This window comes from Methylorubrum podarium, assembly GCF_022179745.1.
GTDB classification, from domain to species: Bacteria; Pseudomonadota; Alphaproteobacteria; order Rhizobiales; family Beijerinckiaceae; genus Methylobacterium; species Methylobacterium podarium.
On sequence record NZ_BPRD01000018.1, the window covers coordinates 1 to 14,502 of the forward strand.

The window sequence follows — 14,502 nt, forward strand, 5'->3', positions numbered from 1 at the left end:
CGCCCGCCGCCGCCCGGATCACGGCCGCCTCGTCCAGGAGATCGCCCTGCATCAGGGTGACGCGGCCGGCGCGCTCCGGCTCGCCGTCTCCGGCCAAGGGCCGGCTGCCCGCCGCCGGATCGCGCACGAGGACCGCGACCTCGGCTCCGAGCGGGATCAGGGCCCGGACCAGATGCCGGCCGAGGAAGCCCGAGCCTCCGGTGACGAGCACGCGGACGCCGTCGAGCGAGGCGCGCGCCTCCATCCCGGTGCTCAAGCGGCGTCCTGCGCGTCGGGACGCGGGGGAGCGAGCAGCCATTTCAGGAGAAGCGGCGACAGGTCGGCCGGACGGCGTGACCCGGCGGCGTCGGCCGCGGGCCAGGACCAGCCGATCCGCTCGGCGCCGCGCACGACGGGAGCCGCGGCGAGACGGCCATACAGGTCGAGCAGACCGCAATCCCCCATCGACTCGTCGATCATGAGGCGGTCGCTCCGGCGCATCAGGAGGCCGCCGCGGCGTGCCCCCGGACCGATCAGGGCGCGCAGGTCGAACGCGTCCGCCGGGTCGTCCCGCAGGATCGCCCCGAACGCGTCGAGTTCCGACCAGAGGCCGATCGCGAGGTCGGCCGCGGGCGTCGCCTGAAAGGTCCGGAAGAGGCGGCGCAGGGCCCCACCCTCGACACCGTCGCCGGCCTCGATCACCATGAGCGCCGCCGCGCGCGACCGCTCCAGCGCTTCGTTGATCGCCGCGGCCGCATCCACGCCGCCCGAGCGGAGCGTGGTCGCGCCGGGATGGAAGTTGCGCAGAAGCTGCGGCAGGCCCTCGGGTTCCCGTCCCGTTTCCACCAGGACCGTCACGGCAAGCCCGTCCGCCTCGGCCGTGCGCAGGGTGGTCAGGCTTCGTTCGAGCGCCCCCCGGTCCCGCCCGGCCCGCAGGATGATCTCGATGTCGTTCCCGGCGGGCGGCGGCGCCACCGAGCGCCAGATCCGGGCCGGAGCCAGGTTCAGCGGATCGGCCGCGCGGGCGCGCCCGAGCAGATCGGGATCGGCGTGGCCCGATCCCGCCGGGGCGGACCCGATCACGTCAGTGAAGAAGCCGTTGCGGGGCGCCGGCCAGCCACCCGTCAGGATGATCTTGCGCAGGTGCCGGCTCCGCGTCTCGTATTCACCGAGCAGACGCTTCAGCTTGGCCGCGGCGTCGGTGAGATCGTCGGGGTCGATGATCGGCGGGGCGATGGCGGCATGGCGCGCCGTGAGGAAGGCCGCGGCGCCCGCCTGCTTCGACAGCAGGATCGGCGCCCCCGACATGGTCGCCTCGATGGCCACGTAGTTGAACGCGTCGGAGCGGGACGGGATGACGAGAACCGAGCGGCCGCGGAAGGCGCGCGACCATAACTCCTCGTGGCTGATCTCGCCGAGATATTCCGCCGGCACGCCGCGCTCGCGGGCGAGATCGAGGACCGTCTCGGACCAGCGCGGTCCCGTTTCGGCCCAGGGATTGTCCGGGCCGCAGAGGTAGCAGTTCCGGTAGAGGGAGCGGGGAACCCGCGAGGCGATCTCGATGAAGAGATCGGGTCCCTTGTTCCGGTCGAGGCGCCCGACGAACCAGAGATCGGGGGCGCCCTCTCCCGGCGGCCGAGCCGGGGGCGGCGGCAGCGTGTCGAGGGCGTCGTGCATGTCAACGATCGCCGACGGTTTCGTCCGTTCGTTCTCCTCGGCGTGGAGATCCGAGATCGTGTAGCTCACGTCGGCGCCGGCGATGCAGCGTTGCTCAAGGTCCTCCAGCCGCTCCACCACCGATTGCGGGATCTCCGATGCGTAGGCGTTGCGGTTGCTGACGCTCAGCCAGCCCAGCATACCCAGGGATACCGTCCCGACGCCGATACCGAAGGCGGCGAAGATCGGACGGATGAGATGCGCGACGGGGAAGAAAGAGGGCACTTCGACGACGTCGAGGAACTGGCCCTGGAGCGGCACGGCGATCTGGCAGATGAGCCGAGCATAGGTGTGCTCCTCGTAACCCTCGATCGTCAGCGCATCGACGAGATCTCGAGGGACGAGATAGCGATCAAAGCCGTAGGGATGCGCGTTCGCGGGAAGCCGCGCCTGCACGGTGCCGGTGAGATCGCGCCCGCGCGAGGGATAGAGGAAGGTCCAGTCCGGGTGGCGCTCGACCATGCGGCGATAGAAGGTCTGCCCGCCGCCGAGCGCCGAGAAGAAGTCGAAGTCGCAGATCAGCGCGCGGACCGGCCGGTGCCCGGCGGATGATCCGGCTGCGGCCGGTCTCGTCATTTGAAGAACCGCCATTTTTTCTTCGCAGGGATCGGAGCAGGTGACGGCGGGAGCACGGGCGGTGCTGGTGCGAGGGGGATCGCATCGTCGGGCGGCGCTGTGCCCACCGTGCTCCAGTCGAGATAGGTGGCCGGATAGAAGCCCGGAGCGGCCTCGGCCCGATGCAGTCGGCCGTATTCGGACGCCCATCGCGCCCGGATCGCCGTGAGTTCCTCTCGTATACTTGCCGCGGTCGCGTCCGCAGGCAGGATCCAGGTATAGGGCCGATCCGCCAGGCGCAGGCTCAAGCCGCAGGCGGCGCTCGCCAGGATCGGCAAGCCCTGCGCCAGGGCGGCCGAGACCCGGAAGTCGAACGCCTCCGGCGCCGGGCTCGGAAACCAGACGAGATGGGGGCGCAGGACACAGGCCAGCCTGTTGAGATCGAAGCGGTCGGCCGGACCCAGATCACGCAGGCCGGCAAGGGACGCCGCCGGCGTTCCGTCGAGACCGAAGAAGCGGACCGCGAGGCCCCCGTCACGGCCGGGGGCGACGGTCTCCGCCACGACACGACTCTCCGGCTCCGAGGTTGGACCCCAGATCAGAACGCGAAGATCCTCGTCCGCGTCGAGCCGGGCCGGATGCACCCGGAACCGGCTGGGCTTGCGCGCCTCGGGATCGAGACCGGTCGCGATCGGATGCCCCGGAAATCGGGTACGCAGCGCGCTCAGCATCGCGTCGCCACAGGCGATGACGCGGGCTGCCCTCCGAGCGAGCGCCTGCATGGCCCCGTCCGTTTCCTCTCGTGCGGAGGGGACGACCATCGGGGTGAGATCGAAGGGGCGGCCGAGCGCCTCGACGACCGTCCGCAGGGCGGCCCCGAATCGGGTCGCGAGCACATCGATCCGGCCGATCCGCAGGGTCTCCGCGACCGATGTCAGAGCGGATTCGGGCAGGCGCGCCACGAGCGCATCTGGTGCGTCGGGCGGGCCGGACGAGATGGCGAACTGCCCGTCCTCGAGCCAGCCGAGCAGGACATGAACCCGGCGGCGGGCGCTCTCCTGAACATGGCCGGCGAACTGCTCGACGAAGGCGTCCCGCTCTTCCAGCAGCAGCAGCAGGGTCGGCCGGCCGGGATGGAGCTCCTCCACCAGCCGTTCCAGGTTCTCGCGTTCGGCCAGGGCGGCGGCGGCCGCCCGCGGCCCGAGCGGCAGGCCGATCCGAATATTGCGCAATGTCTCGGGCGGGATCTCCTCGACCTTCGCCGGATCGAAGCCGTAGCGCTCGAACTGCGCCGCATCAACGACGCGATGCCGGGTCTCCTGCCCAGGATCCGAGCTGACCACGAGATGGACTGATGCGCTTCCCTTTCCGCGGACGAGCCGGCTGCCCGGTCCGAGCACGCTCCCCTCCGGCAGGCGCGCGCACTCGGCGTCCGTCTGGAAGGCGTCGTCGCGGAAGAGAGCCCGCAGGACGTTTAGGTCGGTGATGTAGTGGCGTCGGTCGCCGAAGACGAGCCAGATCTGGTGCTCGCCGGGGACTTGGACGCGCAGGCCGTCGAAGTCGGGCATGTCGGCGGACGGATCAGGCTGCAGCGACATCGAGCCGGCTCGACATGCCGAGGGAGTAGATGACGTCACTGCGGGTCTCGACGGCTCGGGTCAAGGCGGTTGACAGGGCTTCGCGGCGCACGACAAGGCCGGAGAGCGGTCCCAGCGGATCGACGTCCGGACCGCCCGCCACCCGCGGGATGGCGGTGCCGTCGAGGCTCGGGTGACACAGGAGGCGGGCGGTCGCCGCCCAGAAGGCGGAGGCGGACACGTCCTGCGAGAGGAAGGCGAGGATCGGAGCGTCGAGCACGGCGAGGGCACGGGCGATCAGGTCGCCCGGATCGACCGGAGTGCCGACGACGTCCTCGGGCAGGCCCTGCGTGGGCGAGCCGGCGGCGAGCAGGGATTGCTGGTCGGGTGAGGCGTCGACGACGAGGAAGGCGAGGTCGAGGCCGCTGCTGGCGAGTTCGGCCTTCGCGACGGCCGCCTCGCGCGGGCTGCGGCCGCTCAGGACGACGCCGACCGGAATCCTCGCCGCCCGCCGGCGGATCAGGATGTCGGCGCCCTCCTTGGCGTTGTCGTAGCCGGTCACCTGAAGGAAGTCGCGGGCGCGCAGGAGGAACGCCATCTCCGAGCCGGAATGCTCCCGTGCCTTCTCCTCCGGCACCCGCTCCAGCAGCTCCATCCAGAGAAGGTTCGCTTCGTCGGTGTGCCGGCGCCCGCGCGACCCCTGCCCGGAATGGACCCGGTGCCGGACCAGAATGCCGGGGACGTAGACGAAGGGGTAGTGCAGCGCGAGCCGCCACCACAATTCGTAGTCCTGGGTCGTCGGCAATCCGATGTCGAAGCCGCCGTGGCGCTCCAGCAGGGCGCGGTCGAGCAGGACGGTGCAGCCGTTGATGCGGCCTTCGAGAATGGCCCAGAGCGGCTGGTCGTCGCGATAACCCGATCCGGTCTCGATCTCGGCCAGGACGGTGCCGTCCTCCCTGATCGTGGCGTAGCCGCCGAAGATCACGCAGGGACCGGGCTGCGCCTTGAGGGCCTTCATCTGCACCTCGACCTTGCGCGGATCGAAGAGATCGTCGTGGCTGAGCCAGGTCAGGTACTGACCGGTCATCGCGGCGATGCCGGTGTTGAGGGCCGCGGCAACGCCGCCGTTCTCCCGGCGCAGATAACGGATCCGGTCCCCGAACGAACGGCAGACCTGCTCGGTGTGCCCGTCGTCGTCCGAGCCGTCATCGACCACGAGAACCTCGATCGCCGGCCACGTCTGGGACAGGGCACTCTCGATGGCCTGGATCAGGAAGTAGCTGCCGTTATAGACGGGGATGAGGATCGTGACGGTTTCGGGGGGCATGGCGCGGGACATGTCTCAGGCGCTCAGCGCGGCGCTTCGGGAGGCATCGCCGAGCATGTGGCGATAGATCGATTGCGCCGCCGCGTTGTTGCGGCCGACGTCCCACCGCTCCTCCACGCAGGCGCGGTTGCGCGTGGCGGCGGCATCGACCAGCGCGTCGTCCGAGGCGGCGCGCACGATGGCCTCGGCGAGGCTCTTCACATCGTGTGGATCGACGATGATGCCGTCGCGGCCGTTCTGGATCCATTCGCAGGCGCAGGAGGTCGTCGCCTTGATCGGGAAGGCGCCGTAGCACATCGCTTCGAGAAGGGTCGTGCCGATCCCGTCCGAGATGCCGATGCCGACGACGATGCGCGCGTCGGCGATCCGGCCCAGGGCTTCCGCGTGGGTCGGCGCATAGGGCACGGGCGCGATGTCGAGCCCGTCCGACGCCGCCATGGCCCGCATCATCTCCCGCATCGCCTCCGAACAGAACTGCACGCGGATGCGATGGCCACGCAGGGCCGGCGCGGCCAGATGCAGGGCGGACAGGATGTGCATCCCGCGCCCGGACCAGCCATGATAGCCCTTCACCAGGATGGTGTCGCGCCGTGACGGGGGCGTGAACCGGTCGAGCGCCGGAACGGTGCTGAAATCGATCCCGCCGGAGGCCGGCATCGGGTCGAAGGCGTGCCCGTTCAAGCCGAGGCGCCGCACCAGCTGCACGTCGCGTCGGCATTCCGCGAGGTAGCCGTCGACGGCTTGCACCAGCTCGAGCACGGTCGAGCGGTGCTCGGGCAGCCGGTGATAGAGATAGATGTCGCTCCCCCAGTTCGACAGGAGCCAGGGCGGCATCATGCTTCCCAGGTACCGCTTGGCGCCGAGGGCGAGGTAGCCCGCGAGCTGGACCTCCATCGTGTGCACGACGTCCGGCCGCAGCGTCCGGATGGCGGCGACCAACTCGTCGGTCTGGGTCAGGCTCGGATTCGTCTGGAGCCCGAGGGAGGAGGGAAACAGGCGTCCGGTCGCTCGATCCGCGTGCCAGGCGGCGTGGCGCTCCGCGTCGGTTTTGGTGAGCTGGACGATGCCCACCTCACCGGGTCCCAAGGCCTCGATGTCGCTGCGGCTGGTGACCGGTGACCAAGGGCGGAGCTCGGGCGCCGGATTCTCGACATAGACCGGGAACACGACGAAGCGCGCGAAGCTACCGCGCATCATGTTGATCCAGCGGGCCAGATGCACGCTGTTATGCATCCCGACGGCCAGAATCGTGGGAAGGCGTCCCGCTGCGCGCTCGGTCATCGCATGCGCTCGATCAGGTGCTGGGCGAACAGGATGGGGTCGTGCGCGGGCCGCAGGAGTGCCAGCTGCTCGCTCGTCGCCGATTCGGGAAGGAACTGGAGGGCGAGGAGAAGCGGAACCTTGAAGAACTTCGCTTCGGCCGCGTGCAGTCCGTCCAAGCTGTTGAAGCGAATGGCAGCGTACAGGCTGGCGCCTGCGAAGATCGAGCCGCCGCCATACTCGCTGAGATCGACCGGGACACGGACGTCGAGGCCGGTCTCCCAACGCAGGAGATCGATCGCCCCATGAACAGCCGCGCTGTCGACATCGACAAAGCGAATCTCGGTGTCGGAAAGCTCAGAACGGCAATGGTAAAGGGCAGAGATGACAAGCAGGGAACGTCCCTGTTTGTCTTCCAATCCATCAATAACGATCCGCCTTTTTCGATACATATGCTGGATCTATTTCTTGACAGGCAGGAAGGCAATTATTTATGTTTGCCTCTAACAGGAAGGTTTGGGCTTGGCAAGCCGCACGGACCGTGCCGGACAATTGCTGTTTCGGACGTCCTGGTTTCCGTGAGCCGGAGCGCGTTTCGCCCGGTCTCGGCATCGCTCCCGAGAATGCGGGACAGCCTTCCCGCCGCATGAGATCTTGCGACGCTGATGTGGGAGGGCGCCGGTGTTCTCGCGCAAGGCGCGGACGACCGGTCCACGAATTCATGGACCTGCCGCGGGAATGCGCATCCGCGGCAGGATCACCCGACACCGGGGCTTAGGGTGCTGCGGCCTTCGGGCGGAGAAGCGTCCGCCACGTCTTGCCGGGCTTCCTCGCCGGGCTTTTTCGTCGGCGCCCGCTCAGCCCGAGAAGGAGCCGAACCCCTCGAACGCATTCGTCGGCGACACGCTCGCCTTCTGAGGATGCTCTTCGGTGTCTTGTTCGTCGGCAACGGGTTGATCGGACGTATGGTCGAGATTTTCTGGGTAGTTCCGGTCAGAGACAAAGGCGAGCGACGCTTCGGTGCGATCGGGCTGCTTGTCTTTGGTCATCCAAACTCCTCGAAGGATCGGCCGCCGATATGGCCGAGCTTGGGATAAGCCTTGAGGCGCGATTTGCAAAGCGCGCTCCCGATCACCTGCTGCGAGGGCCGTCTCCGACCTGATGGCATCCGGTCGGAGACGGCCCGCGGTCATCGAGTCGATGCGCTTCCTCTCGCCGAACCGGTGACCACTTCGTCGGAACGCGCTCTAGCGGCCGCCGCCCGATCCGGCGGACGAACCCGCGCCGTCCCCCTTGAAGCCGGACGCGTTCGGCGAGCCCCGCATGCGCCCGTCCTGCTTCATCTCCTGGCCCGGCGCGCGGCTCGATGCGCCCGGACCCGTCGTCCCGGTGGTCTCCTTCTTGTCGAACCCGGCGGCGTTCGGCGAGCCCTGCATCCGTCCCTCACCCTTCCCCGAGTTGTCGCCTGCCCACGCGGTGCTGCCCATCGCCAGCATGCCGGCAGCAATGACCAAGGCGGTCTTTCGCATAGCCATCTCCTGATGCGTTTCCTCGCCGCCGTCTTTCGGGCGGCTTGAGGTAAACCCCGGGCGGATGGGTGATGTTCGGAGGGTGGCCCGCTTTGCCCAGAGGGTCACGCGCGCGAGAGGCATCCCTACGCGGGGCGGATCAGAGTTTCCTCCGTATGGGTACCGGGGGGCCTCCAGGCGAACGCGACTGCCGAGGGGGGCGGGTCTCCTAACGATCTTTGAGTGCGGGACTTGCATGCAGTGTGTGGCTCTGCCCGGGGCTGAATATGCTGAGCCTGCTCCGCCATCTCCGAACACATCTCGTTTGCCGCTTGGTGCGCCGCGATGTGGCCGCTGCCGATAAGGCCCACGCCAGGGGCGACTCGGACCAAGCTGCAAGGCGCCTCGCAAAGGCAGACCTGCGGCTCAAGAAGGCGTGCGGATTGACCGGGTGGTCCGTCGATCCGAAGGCTTGAGGCTGGCCCCGAGCATTCCCTCCGGCCGCACGCGACTGCTGGGTAGCCTGTCGTTCCGCTTCAGGACGTCGGCAGAAGGCTGAGCGCCAAGCCAGCCAGCGCGGCTTTGCTCATCGTCGCCAGCTTGATGGCAGACAGGACGATTGCTTCTGGCCCTTGGGTTGCCCGCCGGTTGTCGTTGGCGGTCTGACGGCCCGGCCCTCGGGATCGGAAGTGGACCTCAGGCAGCCCGCGACGATAGCCGCTGTGCCCTAACCGGCTTCCGTGACCCGCGCACATCGTCTGCCCTCCGGTGGCAACCAAGCGGCGGTGCCGGGGAGACAAAGCGCGGAGGGCGAATAGGCTCCTGCGCTGGCGATCTACCTCGTCCGTCCGCAAGGGTATGCCACAGCGTGAAGGCGCCGAGCTGTCCGAAAGCCCGTACTACCACCCTCCGCGAGAGACCGCAGGGCCGCCGGCTCTTCGACATGCTGCGGCGGGGGGCGTGCTGGTGGTGCGTTGGGTGGACCGCCTCGGGCGCAACTAGGCGGACGTGTGCGACACCATCCGGGAGTTCAGGCGGAGGGGGGATCGTCCGAACCGTCATCAACAACCTCACCTTCGACGGCGCCACGGCAGCCCCGATGCAGCAGGCGGTGCGCGATGCCTTGTTCGGCTTCATGGCAGCCACGGCGCAGGCCCAGGCGGAAGCTACCAAGGAGGCGCAGAAGGCCGGCATCGAGCACGCCAGGAGCCGGGAGGATGCCTACCGCGGGAGGAAGCCGAGCTTTACTCGAGGGCGGCTTGAGGCCGTCTTGAGCGGGTTAGCGGAGGGCCAGAGGGTCTCGGGCATCGGGGCGGCCATAGGGCTGTCACGGCAGGCAATCTACCGGATTAAGGAGAGCCCAGAGGAGGCACAGGCGGCGCTGGATCGGTGGGCGGCTTGAAGAGCAAAAACGATCTCAACCATATTATTGGAGGTACTTATCGAGCGCAGTCAGTAATCGTAGCGACACGCTTCGCAAAGTCTCATATCCTTTTGCTAGAATCTCTATGTCGTCAGGTGGCGGACTTTCGCTAGGTAGGCGATATAAATTGCTCATCAGCTTTTCCCTCTCTCTATATAAAGAGGGAAGCTCGCTCAGCGCTTCTTGCGCTTCTGTAGGAAACCAAGCAGCCCTACTCCTAAACATCGCGCTGGCATTGCGTAAGGCGGCAGCGGCTGATTGAATCAGTGTCTTAACTTCGAGCCATTTTGCTGGAACGGGATCAAAAGTGTATTCATATAGCTTGCTCAAAAAGGCGGCATTGGCAAGCTGAGACTCGGCGCCAATACGGACCACTTCGCGACGAAGCTTTATCTTCTCAACTAGGTCATCTTGCTGCTCTGCGATCAATCGAGCGGCTTTCTCTTTTCCAGGTATACTCTTTATCCTGCTCCAAAGGCGTTGGCCCTTGTCAACAGCGCCTTCAAGCGCCTGCGCTGCCTTGCCAGTTGCCACCGCGAGGGCTGTTAAAGCTGCGAGTGCCCCCGCAACGGCTGGAATAATGGCGGCGGCGTTGGTTGCCTGCAGCAGCCCGAAAGCCGAGCAGCTTGCAAGAAAGTCGCGGCGGCTGAGCACTGCGGTGGCTCCTGCGGCCCGTGGGGATGTCGCCCAATTTACAGTGCGAAGAAGTCGCAGCCGTCCCAATCAAGCATTAGCGACGTGCGAATATGGGGTAGGCGAGCCGGGGATTGGCTCGGGCATGAAGGGCGCCGCTCCGCGGGGATCGCCCTGCGGAAGTAGTACGTGCCCAACCCATCACGGATGAGATACGACATCAGCGCCATGGCCCGTTTGCACCGCCCGCGTGTACGACTGGCGGCGGCCTAAGGTGCTGATTTTAGCGGAAATTCCAGCCAAGCAATGACTTGCGAGACGAATGGCGCGCCCGAAAGGATTCGAACCTCTGACCCCCAGATTCGTAGTCTGGTGCTCTATCCAGCTGAGCTACGGGCGCCCTTTTCATGTCTCGACGCCTTTTCGAGGCGTTTCTGTTCTTGCTTGGTCGGAGTGGCAGGATTTGAACCTGCGACCCCCACGTCCCGAACGTGGTGCGCTACCAGACTGCGCTACACTCCGATGCCGCCCCCGAAGGCCGGCGAGCGGGCTTATAGCCGGCACTTTTCGCGGTCGCAAGCGGGTCGCCGCCTTTCGTGACGCTTCTTTCGGGGCCGGACAGCCTTTTGGCCCGTCGAACCGCGATCAAACCTTCTCTAAGTCTCTGCGGAACAAAGGCCTTCAAAAAAATCGCCGTCCCGGGCGGCAGCGGTGAGGCAGCACGATGCGAAGGCGAGCTCTTCGACACGCTTCCGCGGTGGCGGCCGCATCGTTCGGCCAGGATCGAAGGCGCCGATGTCCGCACGCTCGGGCGCGACACTGCCGCGGGTTCTCGTCGGCCGGGGGACCCGCCGAGGCCCTCACCGTCCCGCACAAAGGACTCCACCAGGCGCGGCCCGCGCCGGCGGCCCTGTCTCGCCGCCGTCTTGTTCTCCTGCGCGGCGCTGCTCGGCCCAACCTGAAAACCGGATGTCACAGCCGAGGATTGCATTCGCATTATTCCATAATAAGAAACAATTTTTCCACGCGAACTTTGCTATGCTCGCTCTGGTTAGGAGCGAATGTGATAGACGGCAGGGAGGGTTGCGCGTGGCTTCCGTTCAGCGGCCGGGCGCGCAGTCACGCAATGACTGGGTGGACCGCGCAAAGATGCCGCATCCTCAACTGCTGCGCGACATGGCTCTCTTCGTCGAAGTCGCTCGACGAAAAAGCTTCAGTCAGGCAGCTGCCGCGCTCGGCATGCCGATTTCCTCCCTGTCGCGTCGAATTACCATGTTCGAATCGACGGTGGGGCTGCGGCTTCTGGATCGCACCACCCGCAAGCTGGCCCTGACCTCTTACGGCGAAGCCTACCTCGCGCAGGTCTCCCGCCTCGTCGACGAGGCGCAGCGGACCTTCGACGACATGATGGCCGTGGCCAAGGGGCCGAGCGGGTTCCTCAAGATCGCCGCGCCGCCGGATTTCTGGGTGCTGCGCCACCTGTCGGGCGTGATCACGGAGTTCTCCGCCCTGCACGAGCACATCCACGTCCACGTCGATCTGAAGCCCGCCCCCGTCGATCTGGTGGGCGACAACTACGATCTCGCGGTCGCCATCGAGGAGCCGCGCGAGACGTCGCTGATCGTGCGCAAGGTCGCCGAGGTCGAGAACGGCATCTTCGGCTCGCCCGCCTACCTCGCCGAGCGCGGCGCGCCGATGACGCCGTACGATCTCGAGAAGCATCAGGTCATCCTGCCGATGCAGGGCACCTCCGCCACCTGGACGCTCAACCGCGGCGGCGAGTCGGTCGCGATCACCGTCGGGGGGCCCCTCTCCTGCAACTCGCTGAGCCTGGCCCGGCGCTTCGCCGTGGCCGGACAGGGCTTGACCCGGGCCAACGTCATCAACGTCGACAACGACCTCTCCACGGCCCGCCTGCAGCGCGTGTTGCCGGACTGGAATCTGCCGTCGACGCCGGTCTACTTCGTCACCACCTCGCGCCTCCTGCCGGCCAAGGCGCGCAGCTTCATCGATTTCGCCACGAAACGGCTGGCGGCCGTGCTGGCCAACGCCTCGGGTGATCCGCGACGCGGCAGCGGGCGCATCGCGCGTCCCGTCGAGCGCGCCGCCCTCCCCTAGCGCATCGTCCTGGATATCGGATCCAGGACGGTGCTCTCGCTCTCTGATCTTGCGTCGTCTCTTTCCCGAAAGCCGGCAACCACCTCTCGGGACGATGCTGTAGCAGGGCGCAGAAACACCAGGGGCGGCGCAGCGGCGGCGCCCCTGGTGTTTCCCTGTCCGGACGTCAGGCGTAGACGCTGCTCGGCGCCTGCGGGAATTTCTCGGCGAGCGCCCGGCGCAGCTTCTCCAGGGCCCGGTTCTCGATCTGGCGGACGCGCTCCTTCGAGATGCCGAGGCGGTGGCCCAGCGCTTCGAGCGTCGCCTGATCCTCGGCCAGACGCCGCTCGCGCAGGATGCGCAGCTCGCGCTCGGAGAGCACCGTCAGCGCCTGCCGCAGCCAGACCAGCCGCCGCTCGCCATCGACCAGCGCCGAGACGGTCTCGTCGGGGAGGGCGGCGTTGTCGACCAGGAAGTCCATCCGCTCGGAGGAGGCCTCGCTCTCCTCACCCACGGGGGCGTTCAGCGACATGTCGGGGCCGGACAGGCGCGCATCCATCAGCGCCACGTCCTCGCGGGACACGCCGATCGCGCTGGCGATCCGCCCGTGGATCTCGGAGCCGACCTGCTCCTCGGTCGACTGCATCAGGCGGGCGCGGAGCCGCCGCAGATTGAAGAACAGCGCCTTCTGGGCGGAGCTCGTCCCGCCGCGCACGATCGACCAGTTGCGCAGGATGTAGTCCTGGATCGAGGCGCGGATCCACCAGGTGGCGTAGGTGGAGAAACGGACATCCCGCTCCGGCTCGAACCGGGCGGCGGCCTCCATCAGGCCGACATGCCCCTCCTGGACGAGGTCGGCCATCGGCAGGCCGTAGTGGCGGAAGCGGCCGGCCAGCGCGATCACGAGGCGCATATGCGCCGAGATCAGGCGGTGCAGGGCGCGCTCGTCGCGCGCCTCCTTCCAGGCCACCGCCAGCCCGCGTTCTTCTTCCCTCGCAAGGAACGGCGCCTCCATCGCTGTCCGAATGAACTGACGCCGCATCCCCGCGATCTCTGCCATCCCCGCCTCTCTCGTTGTTGGTTCGAGCGTTTCGGATCAGCCCGTTCGAGCCTCCCGACCGGCGACGCGCCGGTCCGGGCCGTGGGGCAAGCCATCCGTGGCAGAGGCACAACACATCCGTGCGACGCTTGTTCCCTGCGGGCGCGTGGCGCCGGCGGTGAAATGATCAAGAGGCATACGGGCAGCGCATGAAAAAAGGGCCCGGCGTGATGCCGGACCCTCTTGGTGAACGCGTTCGGATCGCGCAGCGGCGCGATTCGCTCCGGCCTCAGGCGGCCTCCTCCTGCACGTCCTCGTCGCCCTCGGCGTCGGCTTCCGCCTCCGCGTCGGCCTTGGCGCGGCGCGGCGACTTGGCGAGGCTCTGCTCGATCAGCTTGAGCGCCTCGGTCTCGGTGATCCTGTTGACCGAGGAGATCTCGCGCACGACGCGGTCGAGGGCGGCCTCGTAGAGCTGGCGCTCGCTGTAGGACTGCTCGGGCTGGGCCTCGGAGCGGTAGAGGTCGCGCACCACCTCCGTCACCGAGATCAGGTCGCCGGAATTGATCTTGGCCTCGTATTCCTGGGCGCGGCGCGACCACATCGTCCGCTTGACGCGGGCGCGGCCGGTCAGCACGTCGAGGGCCTTCTTGACGAGCTCCGGCTCGGCGAGCTTGCGCATGCCGACGCTGTTGGCCTTCGCGGTGGGCACGCGCAGGACCATCTTGTCCTTCTCGAACGAGACGACGAACAATTCGAGCTTGTAGCCCGCGATCTCCTGCTCCTCGATCGCAGTGATCCGCCCGACGCCGTGCGCCGGATACACGACCGCCTCGCCGGTCTTGAAGCCTTGGCGGCCTGCTGCCGTCGTCTTCTTGGCTGTGGTCATGCGGAATGAGCCTCCACTGTCATCCACGCGGGGCGCGTCCACGCCCGCATGCTCGTCACCTCCGGGGCGGGACACCCGGCACATGCCCTTAGTCCGGCAGCATGCCGTCGAGGCGCTGGCCGGTTCCCGGGCTCTCGCGTTGCTCCCACCACACGAGCGAGCGCGCCGGGAGCGGGATGCTTCCGGCGGTCGATCGCAGCCAACCTCTTTTCCAGGAAGATGGAACTCGCCTCGTGAGCGAGAGGAGGGGGGCGCATCGGGCGTGAGCGACGGCGAGCCCTCATATAGCACGAACGGGCCGGCGAATCAAAGGATTGCCGGCGCGCGAACGCGTGTCCGCATGGGAGGATCGAAGGTTTTGCACGGCTCGGAAAGAGCGCCGCCGAACCGTTCGGCGGATCTTTCGAGGGAGGCCGCGGCGCGTTCGGGTATCCCGGCCGGGACGGCGGCCTGCGGCCAGACGCCGCCGCGATCCGGAAGGCCTCTCCGCCGCGCGGCGGAG

The 14,502-nt window shown here is 67.6% G+C and carries 12 protein-coding genes, 2 tRNA genes and 1 pseudogene; 2 read left to right on the forward strand and 13 right to left on the reverse strand.

All coding sequences use genetic code 11. From position 1 onward, the window contains the following. From MFF42_RS00865 to MFF42_RS00900, 8 genes are all read right to left on the reverse strand, one after another. On the reverse strand, positions 1-256 hold a 256-nt coding region (locus MFF42_RS00865; protein WP_238253616.1), incomplete at its 3' end, for an NAD-dependent epimerase/dehydratase family protein. Then, on the reverse strand, positions 253-2,286 hold the full coding sequence (locus MFF42_RS00870) for a glycosyltransferase (protein WP_238253617.1): 2,034 nt from the start codon (positions 2,284-2,286) through the stop codon (positions 253-255). The genes MFF42_RS00870 and MFF42_RS00865, both read right to left, overlap by 4 nt. Further along, positions 2,268-3,848 (reverse strand): glycosyltransferase family protein, encoded by a 1,581-nt coding sequence (locus tag MFF42_RS00875; protein ID WP_238253618.1) that lies wholly within the window; start codon positions 3,846-3,848, stop codon positions 2,268-2,270. The genes MFF42_RS00870 and MFF42_RS00875 overlap by 19 nt, the downstream gene beginning before the upstream one ends. Further along, a complete protein-coding gene (locus MFF42_RS00880; protein WP_238253619.1) occupies positions 3,832-5,166 on the reverse strand; it encodes a glycosyltransferase in 1,335 nt (444 codons plus the stop codon). Before MFF42_RS00880 ends, MFF42_RS00875 begins: the two co-directional genes overlap by 17 nt. Positions 5,167-5,169: 3 nt before the next feature. After that, the gene (locus MFF42_RS00885; RefSeq protein WP_238253620.1) at positions 5,170-6,435 is read right to left on the reverse strand and encodes a glycosyltransferase; all 1,266 of its coding nucleotides are present in this window, start codon (positions 6,433-6,435) and stop codon (positions 5,170-5,172) included. Beyond that, on the reverse strand, positions 6,432-6,833 hold the full coding sequence (locus MFF42_RS00890) for a hypothetical protein (protein ID WP_238253621.1): 402 nt from the start codon (positions 6,831-6,833) through the stop codon (positions 6,432-6,434). Before MFF42_RS00890 ends, MFF42_RS00885 begins: the two co-directional genes overlap by 4 nt. Before the next feature lie 438 nt (positions 6,834-7,271). Further along, positions 7,272-7,463 carry a hypothetical protein gene (locus MFF42_RS00895; RefSeq protein WP_238253622.1) on the reverse strand — a complete coding sequence of 64 codons (192 nt, stop codon included), beginning with the start codon at positions 7,461-7,463 and terminating at the stop codon, positions 7,272-7,274. Between the two features lie 198 nt (positions 7,464-7,661). Beyond that, positions 7,662-7,943: a hypothetical protein gene (locus MFF42_RS00900; protein ID WP_238253623.1), complete on the reverse strand. Its 282-nt coding sequence runs from the start codon at positions 7,941-7,943 to the stop codon at positions 7,662-7,664. 886 nt (positions 7,944-8,829) lie between these two features. Between MFF42_RS00900 and MFF42_RS00905 the strand changes: the two are divergent. Beyond that, positions 8,830-9,324 (forward strand): annotated as a pseudogene (locus MFF42_RS00905) (recombinase family protein); the annotation flags it as partial. Between the two features lie 24 nt (positions 9,325-9,348). Here the strand turns inward: MFF42_RS00905 and MFF42_RS00910 are convergent. The 3 genes from MFF42_RS00910 to MFF42_RS00920 form a co-directional block, all read right to left on the reverse strand. Continuing rightward, complete coding sequence (locus MFF42_RS00910; RefSeq protein ID WP_238253624.1) at positions 9,349-9,999, reverse strand: hypothetical protein; 651 nt, start codon at positions 9,997-9,999, stop codon at positions 9,349-9,351. Between the two features lie 302 nt (positions 10,000-10,301). Beyond that, a tRNA-Arg gene (locus MFF42_RS00915) sits at positions 10,302-10,378 on the reverse strand. A 45-nt stretch (positions 10,379-10,423) separates the two neighbouring features. After that, positions 10,424-10,500 (reverse strand) — tRNA-Pro (locus MFF42_RS00920). 447 nt (positions 10,501-10,947) lie between these two features. Here MFF42_RS00920 and MFF42_RS00925 point away from each other — a divergent pair. Beyond that, entirely contained in the window at positions 10,948-12,096 is a 1,149-nt protein-coding gene (locus MFF42_RS00925; protein WP_238253625.1) for a LysR family transcriptional regulator, read from the forward strand. Between the two features lie 166 nt (positions 12,097-12,262). On the opposite strand, the gene MFF42_RS00930 is transcribed toward MFF42_RS00925, so the two are convergent. Then, positions 12,263-13,135: an RNA polymerase factor sigma-32 gene (locus tag MFF42_RS00930; protein ID WP_017484286.1), complete on the reverse strand. Its 873-nt coding sequence runs from the start codon at positions 13,133-13,135 to the stop codon at positions 12,263-12,265. Between the two features lie 268 nt (positions 13,136-13,403). Beyond that, positions 13,404-14,000 carry a CarD family transcriptional regulator gene (locus MFF42_RS00935; RefSeq protein WP_238253626.1) on the reverse strand — a complete coding sequence of 199 codons (597 nt, stop codon included), beginning with the start codon at positions 13,998-14,000 and terminating at the stop codon, positions 13,404-13,406. Positions 14,001-14,502: the final 502 nt, after the last annotated feature.

Excerpts from the sequence above, each read along its gene's own strand:
- MFF42_RS00870 (WP_238253617.1), bottom strand. The coding sequence starts at position 2,286 with ATGGCGGTTCTTCAAATGACGAGACCGGCCGCAGCCGGATCATCCGCC.
- MFF42_RS00880 (WP_238253619.1), bottom strand. The coding sequence starts at position 5,166 with ATGTCCCGCGCCATGCCCCCCGAAACCGTCACGATCCTCATCCCCGTC.
- MFF42_RS00875 (WP_238253618.1), bottom strand. The coding sequence starts at position 3,848 with ATGTCGCTGCAGCCTGATCCGTCCGCCGACATGCCCGACTTCGACGGC.
- MFF42_RS00925 (WP_238253625.1), top strand. The coding sequence starts at position 10,948 with ATGTCACAGCCGAGGATTGCATTCGCATTATTCCATAATAAGAAACAA.
- MFF42_RS00895 (WP_238253622.1), bottom strand. The coding sequence starts at position 7,463 with ATGACCAAAGACAAGCAGCCCGATCGCACCGAAGCGTCGCTCGCCTTT.
- MFF42_RS00885 (WP_238253620.1), bottom strand. The coding sequence starts at position 6,435 with ATGACCGAGCGCGCAGCGGGACGCCTTCCCACGATTCTGGCCGTCGGG.
- MFF42_RS00935 (WP_238253626.1), bottom strand. The coding sequence starts at position 14,000 with ATGACCACAGCCAAGAAGACGACGGCAGCAGGCCGCCAAGGCTTCAAG.
- MFF42_RS00900 (WP_238253623.1), bottom strand. The coding sequence starts at position 7,943 with ATGCGAAAGACCGCCTTGGTCATTGCTGCCGGCATGCTGGCGATGGGC.
- MFF42_RS00930 (WP_017484286.1), bottom strand. The coding sequence starts at position 13,135 with ATGGCAGAGATCGCGGGGATGCGGCGTCAGTTCATTCGGACAGCGATG.